This is a genomic window from Microcystis sp. M_QC_C_20170808_M3Col, assembly GCF_007095505.1.
Taxonomy (GTDB): Bacteria; Cyanobacteriota; Cyanobacteriia; order Cyanobacteriales; family Microcystaceae; genus Microcystis.
The window spans coordinates 1-12,628 of sequence record NZ_SFBY01000477.1 but is presented as its reverse complement, the minus strand read 5'-3'; the positions used below and the strand labels follow the sequence as shown (position 1 = coordinate 12,628).

General features: G+C 46.2%; 10 protein-coding genes. 5 read left to right on the top strand and 5 right to left on the bottom strand.

All coding sequences use genetic code 11. The annotated features are described in order from the left end of the window. Positions 1-111: 111 nt before the first annotated feature. The 5 genes from EWV84_RS22120 to tig form a co-directional block, all read right to left on the bottom strand. Positions 112-969, bottom strand: a complete 858-nt coding sequence (locus EWV84_RS22120; RefSeq protein WP_287080110.1) for an alpha/beta fold hydrolase — start codon at positions 967-969, stop codon at positions 112-114. Further along, positions 947-1,156, bottom strand: coding sequence for a hypothetical protein (locus tag EWV84_RS22115; RefSeq protein WP_004160464.1), 210 nt, complete (start codon positions 1,154-1,156; stop codon positions 947-949). The genes EWV84_RS22120 and EWV84_RS22115 overlap by 23 nt, the downstream gene beginning before the upstream one ends. A gap of 21 nt (positions 1,157-1,177) precedes the next feature. Further along, positions 1,178-2,512, bottom strand: a complete 1,335-nt coding sequence (gene clpX / locus EWV84_RS22110; RefSeq protein WP_287080109.1) for an ATP-dependent protease ATP-binding subunit ClpX — start codon at positions 2,510-2,512, stop codon at positions 1,178-1,180. Positions 2,513-2,519: 7 nt separating this feature from the next. Beyond that, positions 2,520-3,221, bottom strand: coding sequence for an ATP-dependent Clp endopeptidase proteolytic subunit ClpP (clpP, locus tag EWV84_RS22105; protein WP_002736918.1), 702 nt, complete (start codon positions 3,219-3,221; stop codon positions 2,520-2,522). Positions 3,222-3,428: 207 nt separating this feature from the next. Then, the gene (gene tig, locus EWV84_RS22100; RefSeq protein WP_287080108.1) at positions 3,429-4,820 is read right to left on the bottom strand and encodes a trigger factor; all 1,392 of its coding nucleotides are present in this window, start codon (positions 4,818-4,820) and stop codon (positions 3,429-3,431) included. 324 nt (positions 4,821-5,144) lie between these two features. On the opposite strand from tig, the gene EWV84_RS22095 reads away from it, so the two are divergent. From EWV84_RS22095 to dxs, 5 genes are all read left to right on the top strand, one after another. Beyond that, a complete protein-coding gene (locus tag EWV84_RS22095) occupies positions 5,145-6,182 on the top strand; it encodes an aspartate-semialdehyde dehydrogenase (protein WP_286827118.1) in 1,038 nt (345 codons plus the stop codon). A gap of 382 nt (positions 6,183-6,564) precedes the next feature. Beyond that, entirely contained in the window at positions 6,565-7,458 is an 894-nt protein-coding gene (gene dapA / locus EWV84_RS22090) for a 4-hydroxy-tetrahydrodipicolinate synthase (RefSeq protein WP_287080106.1), read from the top strand. A 238-nt stretch (positions 7,459-7,696) separates the two neighbouring features. After that, complete coding sequence (locus tag EWV84_RS22085) at positions 7,697-9,445, top strand: ribonuclease J (RefSeq protein WP_287080105.1); 1,749 nt, start codon at positions 7,697-7,699, stop codon at positions 9,443-9,445. 239 nt (positions 9,446-9,684) lie between these two features. Beyond that, a complete protein-coding gene (gene larB, locus EWV84_RS22080) occupies positions 9,685-10,455 on the top strand; it encodes a nickel pincer cofactor biosynthesis protein LarB (RefSeq protein ID WP_287080103.1) in 771 nt (256 codons plus the stop codon). Positions 10,456-10,528: 73 nt separating this feature from the next. Next, positions 10,529-12,439, top strand: a complete 1,911-nt coding sequence (gene dxs, locus EWV84_RS22075) for a 1-deoxy-D-xylulose-5-phosphate synthase (protein ID WP_286827113.1) — start codon at positions 10,529-10,531, stop codon at positions 12,437-12,439. Positions 12,440-12,628 lie beyond the last annotated feature (189 nt).

Here is a 12,628-nt window from a genome sequence, read left to right as displayed (position 1 = left end):
GGAAAAAGTACCTGAATTTTCCCCCTGATCACTCCCATGCCTGGTACTTTTTGATTGACAAAAAGTCTAAAAGTCTTACCCAACAAGGTTTTTAGATTTATTCAGCAGACCCTAATTAATTTCTAAAAAATCTTGCAATTTTTTTAGATAAGTAGGGGCATCTTCTAACATGGGAAAGTGAGCAGTATTAGCCATCTCCACATACTGGATATTATTATTCAAATCCGCCGCTATTTTGCCCATTTTGGCGGGGATAATAATGTCTTTTTCCCCTGATACTAAAAGAGTTGGTATCTTAATCTCAGCAAATTTACCCGGCATAATTTCCACTGCCTTTTTACTCACAGATGTATAAATTGTGCCTAGGGCGGCCTCGTAATCTGCCGCTAAAAAATCTTCTAAAAAAGCAATTCTTTCTGATTTTGGGATCGATCGATGCAAAAATCTCGCCATAAATAATCGATCGGCAAAAGGTACTTTTAAAAACCAATCATAACGAAACTGTACCACATACTTACCGAATTTATGGAAGGCGGCAAAAGCCGCCTTATTATACTCAAAAATACCATTACAGGTTAAAATTGCTTTGACCACTCTTTCGGGGTACATAGTAATAAAAAAAGTCGCCACCGATGCCCCCATAGAGTGACTATTGAGATAGATTTTTTCAATTTCTAAACTATCTAAAAACAATGCTAAATCAAGGGCATATTCTTCTAAATCGTAGGAAAGATCAAGAGATTTTTCCGGCAATTTAGACCGACCAAAACCCCGCATATCGTACAATAAACAATCAAAGCGATCGCAAATTGCCGCAGCAGTCGAGCGCCAATAGCGTCCCGAACCTCCCCAACCATGAATAAACACCATCACCGGCTTTTTCTGGACAGATTCCGATTGCCGAATCCACTCGTAATAGTGGGGAACACCGCGGACAGTGACTGTTTTATCGATTATTTGAGTTTTCATGATAGATGTCGTCTTCCAGATTATCCCAAATCTTAGCGAGAGCAGTTTCGCTGACTTTTTGCCAGAAGTCCGAGTTTGTCTCCTCTGGGATGAGGGTGACTAAAACCCTAGTACCCTCTGGAATCGGCACGGATTCGAGGAGTTCGATCCGGCCTTCTTTGATGATCGCGGGAACGGTATTGAGCATAGTTAACCTCGATTTTTCCCCTTAAGCGGATTCTTGACTGGGTAAAGAGGAAGGATGAACCAATAGCTCTGCCGTGGAACGTTTTTCCACCATTTCGCGGGTGATTAAACATCGTTTCACGTCCTTGCGCGAGGGCAATTCGTACATGACATCGAGCATTAATTCTTCCACAATACCCCGTAGGGCCCGGGCCCCGGTTTTACGACGATAGGCCTCTTGGGCGATCGCTAGGACGGCATCAGATTTAAACTCTAACTGTACATTGTCCATCTTCAACAGTTTTTGATACTGTTTCACCAAAGCGTTGCGGGGTTGAGTCAGGATAGCGATTAAAGCTTCCTCATCCAGGGGTGACAGGGCTGCTAGGATGGGAATCCGACCGACAAACTCTGGAATCATGCCAAATTTGACTAAATCATCGGGAGTCATTTGTTTTAATAACCCTGCCGCTACCTTATCCTTACTAGCTTGGCCATCTCCCGGTTGAATAAAGCCCATGGATTTTTTACCGAGACGCTGATCGATCACCTTATCTAAACCGACAAACGCCCCACCGCAGATAAACAGGATATTGCTGGTGTCAATCTGAATACAATCCTGATAGGGGTGTTTGCGGCCGCCTTGGGGGGGAACATTGGCGATCGTTCCTTCTAACATTTTCAGTAAAGCTTGCTGCACCCCTTCTCCAGACACATCCCGGGTAATCGAGGTATTTTCGCTCTTACGGGCAATTTTATCGATTTCATCGATGTAGATAATGCCCCGCTGCGCTTCTTCCACGTCCAAATCTGCCACTTGTAACAGACGCAAGAGAATATTTTCCACATCTTCCCCCACATAACCGGCCTCGGTTAAAGTGGTGGCATCGGCGACAGCAAAAGGTACATCGAGGATTTTAGCCAGAGTTTGAGCTAGAAGGGTTTTTCCCGATCCTGTGGGACCAATTAACAGAATATTGGATTTTTGCAGTTCGATGCTATCTTCTGGACTACCGCCACCGGCTTTTTGGGTTTGGATATCTTTGAGGCGTTTGTAATGGTTATAAACGGCCACAGAAAGCACTTTTTTCGCCTCATTTTGACCGATAACGTAGTCATCGAGGTATTTTTTAATCTCTCTTGGTTTGGGAATTTGTTCCCAAGTGGTTTTATTTTGGCCCGATCGCCGTTTGTTGGGACGTTCCTCCACTGGGGCGATCGGACTAGGAGGTTCCATCAATTCCTCATCGAGAATTTCGTTACACAGTTCCACACACTCGTCACAAATATAGACCCCCGGCCCGGCGATTAATTTTCGCACTTGTTCCTGGGATTTGCCGCAAAATGAACACTTGAGGTGGGAGTCGTATTTAGACATAGTTTATTTACAGGGAAGTAACGGGAACGGTAGGATCGGGAAGTTCGGGACGGGAAATCACCAGATCGATTAACCCATATTCTTTGGCTTCGACAGCGGACATGAAAAAGTCCCGTTCGGTGTCGTTGGCGATGCGATCATAGGGTTGACCGGTGTGGTGAGCCAGCATGGTGTTGAGTCTCTGTTTAATATAGAGGATCTCTTTGGCTTGGATGGCGATATCACTAGCTTGACCTTGGGCACCACCGAGGGGTTGGTGAATCATGATCCGGCTACTGGGTAGGGACATCCGTTTACCTGCCGCGCCACCACAAAGCAGGAATGCTCCCATACTAGCGGCTAAACCGAAACAAATTGTCGCCACGTCGGGGCGAATTTGTTGCATGGTGTCGTAGATAGCTAGTCCGGCATAAACGGAACCGCCGGGGGAGTTGATATAGAGTTGGATATCTTTTTCGGGATCTTCTGCCTCCAAGTAGAGGAGTTGGGCAACGATCGAATCAGCGACCTGATCATCGACGGGAGTTCCCAAAAAGACAATTCTCTCGCGCAAGAGTCGAGAATAGATATCAAAAGCCCGTTCACCCATGCCAGACTGTTCGATTACCACGGGTAAAACGTTAGCTAGGGAGTTTCTCCCGGTGTTAGCGTAGATAGCCGGGCGACAATTACTGGTAATTGGGTAGTCAGGTGATCTCGATTCGAGCATAATTTTTTCGGTTCCGCTATCACAATCTTAGGGGTTTTGCTTGGCTGTGGAGCTTTTACTGGCAAATGTTAAGCATCTTTAGCACTTCTGTCCATCCATTATGCCCTAAGTTTTCCTTTGTTGGCAGCAATCAGGGGATGGGGGATGGGGGATGGGGGAATTCAACTAATACCCTAAAACCCCAACACGACTGCTAACTCCTTACGGTTATTCTTCCTCTGCTGCCAACACTTCCACCTCGGCGGCTGCCAAGGCTTCTTCTGTTTCCTCATCCTCCCTTGTTTCTTCCTCTAGGGAACCTTTGGGGACAAGGGTGATAGTAGCTTTTTCTTTCAGCCATTCTAGGGTGTTTTCCGCCAGCATTTCTTCGGTAATTACCGCCTCTAGACGCTGCCTATCTATGTCGCGATCGGACAATTGCGCCATGATTTTAGCGATTTTTTCGGCTACCGCTTCGGGACTGACTTCAATGCCCGCGACTTTAGCCAATTCCTGCACCACGAGAGTCTGTTTCAGACTTTCGATCGCATCGGGACGGGCGTTTTCCCGCAGTTTGGGAATATTATCTTTTGTAAACAACTGGTTGACATCTAGACCCATTTGTTGAAATTCCATGAAGCTTTGGGTCAAAATTTGCGTCACTTCTTTTTCGATCAGGGTCTCCGGTAAATCTAAGGTCGCACCTTTGACAAATTCCTTGGTTAAAGCTTCATAAATGCTGTCTTTGGTTTCCTTTTCCGCTTGTTCTTGGAAGCGTTTCTCTAAACTTGCTCTTAATTCGGCGATTGTCTCCTGATCGCTGACTTCTTGGGCAAAATCGTCGTCAAGCTCCGGTAATTCCTTTGCTTTTAACTCTTTCATCGTAATTGTAAAAATTACCGCTTTTCCTGCCACATCTTCTTTGGGATAATCTTCTGGGAAAGTTAAAGTCATCTCTTTGACTTCTTCCGGTTTCATGCCGATAATTCCTTCCACCATCCCCTCGATAAAGCGTCCTGCTTCCATATCCACCCGCAGATCTTCGCCGTCAATATCCGGGATAGCTTCGCCGGTTTCGGCGGATTTTCCTCGATAATCAACGATCGCCACATCTCCCAGCTGCGCCCCGCGATCTTCCACGGGAACCAATGTCGCTAATTGTTCTTGACGCTCTTTAAACCAATTTTCCACGGATTCGGGATCATAAACGGTTTCTTCGGCAGTAACGCTCAGATTTTCGTAATCTCCGAGAACAATTGTCGGAGCCACATCCACGGAAGCTGAAAAAGTCAAAACTTTACCCGGTTCATAGGCAGCGATCAAATCCTCAAACTTAGACAATAGCTGCGGATTGCCCAGGGACTCGATCCCCTCCTGTTTTAGGGCAGATTCGAGGCAATTTTCAATTAATTCCTCAATTACTGCCGCTTTTACCGCTTTAGTTCCCAATCTTTGCAGAAGAATCTGACGGGGAACCTTACCTGGGCGAAAACCGGGTATATTGGCCGACTTCGCTAAATTCTTTACCACTTTCTCGTGGGTGTTTTTCGTGGTTTCGGCGGGAATTTCAATTTCTAAACCTATCTGACTGGCAGGAAGCTTTTCCTGAATAACTTTCATTGATTTTTCTAGCTCTTACGACAAGGAACGTTTATAATGGGGTGAGCGGCGTTTGCGCCTGCGGTGAATACGTCCCGCTCATGATATTCTAGGGGAATAGCTGTAGTTGCTCCCCAAGCTCTCACAACCTTTTTATTTTAGCGGTCAATGGGGTATATTTAATTTATTCCGTCCTTGGGGCAGTTAAGCCCAATCAGAAAATTTTGCTGATCAAAAGCCGATCAATCCAAGTTTTAGAATAACTCGGTGGACAAAAAAGATTTTTTACTGTAACGATTTCTTCGGATCATTATCATCACCCAACTCGTCAGGAGGTAACACAATTTGAGTCAAAAAGTACGGGTCGCTATTTTAGGAGCCACCGGGGCCGTGGGAACGGAATTACTAGAATTATTAGCTAGTCGTCAATTTCCTCTCGCTAGTCTAAAATTACTCGCTTCCGAGCGTTCTGCTGGAAAAACCCTCAATTTTCGGGGCGAAAGTCTCCTAATCGAAGCGGTAAACGAGCGCTCTTTTCAGGACGTGGATATCGTTCTCGCTTCTGCGGGGGGGTCCACCTCAAAAGCTTGGGCGAAAACTATTGTCGAGTCCGGTGCGACGATTATCGATAACTCCAGCGCTTTTCGCATGAATCCCGAAGTGCCTCTGGTTGTCCCGGAAATTAATCCCGACAGTGTGGACAATCACCGGGGCATTATCGCTAATCCCAACTGTACGACAATTCTTTTAGGAGTGGCGATCTGGCCTCTTCACCAAGTACAGGCGATCGAGCGAGTAGTAGTTTCTACTTATCAGTCCGCTAGTGGTGCTGGAGCGCGAGCGATGGAGGAGGTAAAAGAGCAAGCACAAGCAATTCTTGACAATCGGCAACCTCCGACCAATTCTTTCCCCTATCCCCTCGCTTTTAATCTTTTTCCCCACAATACCCCGATTAATGGTCAAGGGTACTGCGAGGAAGAAATGAAAATGGTGAATGAGACACGCAAGATTTTTGCTTGTCCGGGGTTGCGGGTTAGCGCCACCTGTGTACGGGTTCCCGTCCTGCGGGCCCATTCGGAATCGGTTAACCTAGAATTTAGTCGGCCTTTTTCTGTAGTGAAAGCCAGAGAAATTCTTCAGTCCGCTCCGGGGGTAAAATTAGTGGAAGATTGGGACGCTAATTATTTTCCCATGCCAATTGATGCCACCGGTCGCGATGAAGTATTAGTGGGACGCATTCGTCAAGATATCTCCCATCCTAACGGTCTAGAATTGTGGCTATGCGGCGATCAAATTCGCAAGGGTGCGGCTTTAAATGCTGTACAAATTGCCGAACTTTTAGTCAAGAAAAATCTCGTCGGTTCAAGATTAGCAACAGTTTGATAATTAAGCTATCAGCCATCAGCTAGAGCAAGGCGATGATAATTAGAAAAATAGCTAATTAATCGAATAAGTAAAGTCTGGTTGTTGATGGCTCAAAAACTGATAACTCGATTTGTTAGGCTAAAAGCTTCGATGTACTTAGTTGATAACCTTCTTTTTAGGTAAGTGAGTGGGTGGAATTAAATATAAGATGAACGTAGGTTGGGTTGAAGCATGAAACCCAACGCCTGCATGGGTTACGAAGTGCGTTAACCCATCCTACAAATAATTAATTGTGCCTCCCTACTTAGGAGGATTGCCAGATTCTTTCTTTTGCCTCTTGCAAGAGTGCCTCTTGCCTTCAGAAGCTGATAACTGATAACTGATAACTGATAACTGATCAATGAGTGAAACAACATATTTTGGACGAGTAATTACGGCGATGGTGACACCCTTCACCGTCGAGGGTCAAGTTAATTATGGGATGGTGGAAAAATTGGCCGATTATCTAGTTACTCACGGTAGCGATGGTATAGTGGTCTGTGGGACGACGGGAGAATCACCCACCCTAAGTTGGCAGGAAGAATACGAACTATTTAGTATTGTCAAAAAAGCGGTTAATGGTCGGGGAAAAGTGATCGCGGGGACGGGTTCTAATTGCACTTCCGAAGCGATCGAAGCTACCCAACAGGCTGCTAAACTGGGTTTAGATGGTTCTTTGCAAGTGGTTCCCTACTACAATAAACCACCCCAAGAGGGTTTATACGAGCATTTTCGCACCATTGCCAAAGCTTGTCCCGATCTGCCGGTGATGCTTTATAATATCCCCGGTCGTACGGGTCAAAATATGACCCCGGAAACGATTATTAAACTGGCAGCAGTTGATAATATTATGGCGGTAAAAGAAGCTAGTGGTAATTTAGAACAAACCTGTAAGATTTACTGTCATACCCCTGAAAATTTCGCTATTTATTCCGGCGATGATTTTCTCACCTTACCCCTGATGACCTGTGGTGCGGTGGGGGTGGTCAGTGTTGCTAGTCATCTGGTGGGAGAAGAAATCCAAGGGATGATTCAAGCTTTATTAACCGGAGATGCGGCCAAAGCGATCGAGATTAACTTGAAATTATTTCCCCTGTTTAAAGGTTTATTTTGTGCCACTAATCCAATTCCAATTAAAGCGGCCTTAAATCTAGTCGGTTGGGAAGTGGGGGGATTGCGATCTCCTTTATGTTCCTTAAGTCCCGAACTAGAGGAAGGATTAGCAAAAATTATGCAAGAATTGTCTTTGATTTAGAAAAATACTAGAAAATTTGGCTAACTAAACTAGGATTTTTTCGAGAAATAGGTTATAATATTAATAGCTTAACTAGAAAATAAATATAGTTTATAACGGCTAGAAAGTATTGATATAAGTTAATTTAGCTAGGGTTTGTTCCCCTAGTCAGACTTATTCTAACTATTCATTTTTTGAGATTTCCCGTCCACAAAACCCACCTGAAAAATCACCATAACTTACCATCAAAGGATACCTAATGAATCAAGATAAAACCCAAGCAAAACTAAAGATCATTCCCCTAGGAGGATTACACGAAATCGGCAAAAACACCTGTGTTTTTGAGTACGATGATGAGATTATTCTCCTGGATGCTGGTTTAGCTTTTCCTTCCGATGATATGCACGGGGTCAATGTAGTGCTTCCCGATATGACTTATCTAAGAGAAAATCGCCATAAAATTAAGGGAATGATCGTCACCCACGGTCACGAAGATCATATCGGTGGCATTCCCTACCATCTCAAACAATTTGATGTACCAATTATCTACGGTCCGCGTCTAGCCATGGCCTTATTGCGGGATAAATTGGAAGAAGCAGGATTAGTAAATCGTACCAAATTAGAAACCGTTGCTCCCCGGCAAATGGTGCGTTTAGGTAAATCTTTCATGGTGGAATATATCCGCAATACCCACTCGATCGCCGATAGTTTTTGTGTAGCAATTCACACTCCTTTGGGGGTAGTTATTCACACGGGAGATTTTAAAATTGACCATACTCCTGTGGATGGCGAATTTTTTGATCTACAAAAAATTGCCGAACATGGCGAGAAAGGGGTGCTATGTTTATTGAGTGATTCCACTAATGCGGAAGTACCCGGTTATACTCCTTCGGAAGCTGCCGTTTATCCCGGTTTAGAGCGGGTTTTTAACCAAGCAACGGGACGGATTATGATCACTACCTTTGCTTCCTCGGTGCATCGGATTAATCTGGTGTTGAAATTGGCCCAGAAATTTAACCGGAAAGTAGTGGTAGTGGGTCGATCGATGTTAAATGTCATCGCTCATGCGCGCAATTTGGGGTATATAAAATGTCCCGATGATCTATTTGAACCCTTGAAAGCGACCCGCAATTTAGCCGATGAGAAAATCGTCATTTTAACCACAGGCTCCCAGGGGGAACCTTTAGCGGCCATGACGCGGATTTCTAAGGGTGAACATCCTCATATTCGCGTGCGTCAGGGGGATACAATTGTCTTTTCCGCTAATCCGATTCCGGGTAATACGATCGCTGTGGTCAATACAATTGATCGCCTGATGATGCAGGGTGCTAACGTGGTTTACGGACGCGATAAGGGAATTCACGTTTCCGGCCATGGTTCCCAAGAAGACCATAAATTGATGCTATCTTTGACCCGGCCGAAGTTTTTTGTGCCAGTGCATGGAGAACACCGAATGCTGGTCAAACACGCTCAGATGGCCCAAAGTATGGGGATTCCCGCCGAAAATATGGTGATTGTCAAAAATGGTGACACGATCGAGTTAACTGGCGATCGCATTGCGGTCGGCGCGCCAGTGCCTTCGGGAATCGAGTTAGTCGATCAAGCGGGTGTGGTCCACGAACACATTATGCAGGAAAGACAACAATTAGCCGAAGATGGTGTGATTACGATCGCATCCTTCGTTAACGCTGAGGGACAATTAAGCGCACCCCCAGAGATTAATTTGCGCGGTGTGGTGACAAAAGTGGAAATCCCGCTGCTGAATCAGTTAATTATTCGGGCGATCGAACGCTGTTTAAGCGATCGCATCGGGGAATTTAAAACCGCGACGGGGGCCACGGATTGGGTCGGTTTGCGGGCCGAAATCGAGACGACTTTGCAACGTTTAATCAAACGGGAGTTACAGAGTCAACCCTTAGTGATTTTCCTCCTGCAAGCGGCGGCAACAGAACCAGCGAACAATCGTACTTATCGCCGCCGTCGTCCCGCAGCTACCATGGCCTCCTAATAGCAGTGAGTCGTCAGGGGATAGGGGATAGGGGATAGGGGATAGGAGATAGGAGATAGGAGACAGGTTTTGGGGGTTGGGGTTTTGGGGTTTTGGGGTTTTAGTTCAATTTCCCCACTTCCCCACCTCCCCAATTCATAATTCATAATTCATAATTCCCCCTCCCCCACCTCCCCACTTCATAATTCATAATTCATAATTCATAATTTCCGCACCCCACTTCTCATTGATAACTGATCATGTTGCATCCTGCCGATTTGCGATCGCTGCTGACCGCCGTTGCCAGGGGAGAAATCAACCCGGAGAAAGCCTTAGATAAACTTAAACATCTCCCCTTTGAACCAGTGGAAGACTTCGCTAAAATTGACCATCATCGTCAATTAAGAACGGGATTTCCGGAGGTTATCTGGGGGCCGGGTAAAACCACCGCTCAAATCGCCCAAATTATCGGTGTATTGCGTCAAAATAGTCCCGTGGTTATGGCCACCCGCATTGAAGCAGAGATAGCGGCCCAGCTACAGGAACAGGTAACGGACTTAGTTTATTATCCCTTAGCCCGCATCTGTGCCATTGCCGCAGCTGCCCCAGAAAATCCCCCAAAAGGGATAATTTCCATCCTAACGGCGGGAACTGCCGATATTCCCGTAGCGGAGGAGGCGGCGGTTACTGCTCAATTGTGCGGTTTTTCCGTGCAGCGTCTCTGGGATGTGGGAGTAGCGGGAATTCATCGCCTCTTGAATCATCGCCATCTACTGGATGCCGCCGATGTGTTAATTGTTGTTGCGGGAATGGAAGGAGCCTTACCAAGTGTGGTAGCGGGATTAGTCGATCGCCCGGTGATCGCCGTTCCCACCAGTATCGGTTACGGAACCAGTTTCGGTGGTATTGCTCCTTTGTTAACTATGCTCAATTCCTGCGCGGTCGGTATCGGTGTAGTTAATATCGATAATGGTTTTGGGGCCGCCATGTTAGCTGGCCAAATTTTACGCACGGCGGCCAGATTAGCCTAGATTTTCCTTCAACTCAGGCTGAAGATCCTATACAGTTGGTATAGGGATAAACTACTTTGAAAAAGAAGCCGATATGCACCTAAGTGAAATTACTCATCCCAACCAGTTACATGGTTTATCACTCCGTCAATTAGAAGATATTGCCCGTCAGATTCGCGAAAAACACCTCCAGACGATCGCCGCTACCGGTGGACATTTGGGACCGGGGTTAGGAGTCGTAGAACTAACGATCGCCCTTTACCAAACCCTCGATCTCGATCGCGATAAAGTCCTTTGGGACGTGGGACACCAAGCTTATCCGCACAAACTCCTCACCGGTCGCTATAACGATTTTCACACCCTCCGCCAAAAAAACGGTGTTGCGGGCTATCTAAAACGTTGCGAGAGCAAATTTGACCATTTTGGGGCTGGACACGCCTCTACGAGCATTTCTGCGGGGTTAGGAATGGCTTTAGCCCGGGATGCCAAGGGGGAAGATTTCAAGGTGGTATCGATCATCGGGGATGGCGCTTTAACCGGGGGTATGGCCCTAGAAGCGATTAACCATGCTGGACATTTACCGAACACCAACATCATGGTTATCCTCAACGATAACGAGATGTCCATTTCCCCCAACGTCGGGGCAATTTCCCGCTATCTCAATAAAGTTCGTCTTAGCGAACCCGTCCAGTTTATCGCTGATAATCTCGAGGAACAATTGAAAAATCTACCCTTCTTCGGGGACTCCCTCACTCCGGAAATGGAACGAGTCAAAGAAGGAATGAAACGGTTAGCAGTTCCCAAAGTCGGCGCTGTTATCGAAGAATTGGGCTTTAAATATTTTGGCCCGATTGATGGTCATAATATTCCCGAATTAATCGCCACTTTTAAACAGGCCCATAAGGTCCACGGACCGGTTTTCGTCCACGTTGCCACCGTTAAAGGCAAAGGCTACGAATGGGCCGAAAAAGATCAAGTGGGTTATCATGCCCAAAATCCCTTTAATTTAGCTACGGGTAAACCGATTCCCTCCACTAAACCGAAACCCCCCGCTTATTCCAAAGTTTTCGGGCATACTCTCACTAAATTAGCGGAAAATGACCCGCGCATTATCGGCATCACCGCCGCCATGGCCACCGGGACGGGATTAGACAAATTTCAGGCAAAACTGCCGAAACAGTACATCGATGTGGGTATTGCCGAACAACACGCCGTTACTCTCGCCGGTGGTCTTGCTTGCGAAGGAATGCGCCCGGTTGTCACCATTTACTCTACTTTCCTGCAGCGGGCTTTTGATCAGATTATTCACGATATCTGCATTCAAAATCTACCGGTTTTCTTCTGCATGGACCGGGCCGGTATTGTTGGGGCCGATGGACCGACGCACCAGGGGATGTACGATATCGCCTACCTGCGTTGTATCCCCAATATGACCATTATGGCCCCGAAAGATGAGGCGGAACTGCAAAGAATGGTCGTGACGGGGATTAATCATACCAGCGGCCCCATTGCCATGCGTTACCCCCGGGGCAACGGTTTAGGGGTTCCCCTGATGGAGGAAGGTTGGGAAGCTTTACCCATCGGTAAGGGCGAAATTCTCCGCAGTGGTGATGATATTCTTCTGTTGGGATACGGCACGATGGTTAACACTTCCCTACAGGTGGCTGAAATTCTCAGCGAACACGGTATCGAAGCCACAGTGGTTAATGCTCGTTTTGTCAAGCCCCTTGATACAGAACTTATCTTTCCTCTTGCCCAACGTCTTGGTAAAGTGGTGACTTTGGAAGAAGGTTGTTTGATGGGTGGTTTTGGTTCTGCGGTTTTGGAAGCTTTACAGGATGCTAATATTCTGGTTCCGGTCAAACGTTTCGGGGTTCCTGATAAATTAGTGGACCACGCAAAACCAGAGGAATCCTTCGCTGATTTGGGTTTAACCAGTCCCCAGATTGCCGAACAGGTTTTAGCGGCATTTTTTAGCCAAAAACAAACCGCTAAGGTTGGTTAAAATCTAGAGATTAGCTTGTCCAGTTTTCCCGAAAAATTAGGGAAGACTGGTTTTTTTTGGTCTAGATAAATAAGTAGGGTCTGCTGAATAAATCTAAAAACCTTGTTGGGTAAGACTTTTAGACTTTTTGTCAATCAAAAAGTACCAGGCATGGGAGTGATCAGGGGGAAAATTCAGGTACTTTTTCCC

What these genes read in the sequence shown, in the direction of transcription:
- dxs (WP_286827113.1), top strand. Translation starts at nt 10,529, where the DNA reads ATGCACCTAAGTGAAATTACTCATCCCAACCAGTTACATGGTTTATCA.
- larB (WP_287080103.1), top strand. Translation starts at nt 9,685, where the DNA reads ATGTTGCATCCTGCCGATTTGCGATCGCTGCTGACCGCCGTTGCCAGG.
- EWV84_RS22120 (WP_287080110.1), bottom strand. Translation starts at nt 969, where the DNA reads ATGAAAACTCAAATAATCGATAAAACAGTCACTGTCCGCGGTGTTCCC.
- clpX (WP_287080109.1), bottom strand. Translation starts at nt 2,512, where the DNA reads ATGTCTAAATACGACTCCCACCTCAAGTGTTCATTTTGCGGCAAATCC.
- dapA (WP_287080106.1), top strand. Translation starts at nt 6,565, where the DNA reads ATGAGTGAAACAACATATTTTGGACGAGTAATTACGGCGATGGTGACA.
- EWV84_RS22085 (WP_287080105.1), top strand. Translation starts at nt 7,697, where the DNA reads ATGAATCAAGATAAAACCCAAGCAAAACTAAAGATCATTCCCCTAGGA.
- tig (WP_287080108.1), bottom strand. Translation starts at nt 4,820, where the DNA reads ATGAAAGTTATTCAGGAAAAGCTTCCTGCCAGTCAGATAGGTTTAGAA.
- clpP (WP_002736918.1), bottom strand. Translation starts at nt 3,221, where the DNA reads ATGCTCGAATCGAGATCACCTGACTACCCAATTACCAGTAATTGTCGC.
- EWV84_RS22115 (WP_004160464.1), bottom strand. Translation starts at nt 1,156, where the DNA reads ATGCTCAATACCGTTCCCGCGATCATCAAAGAAGGCCGGATCGAACTC.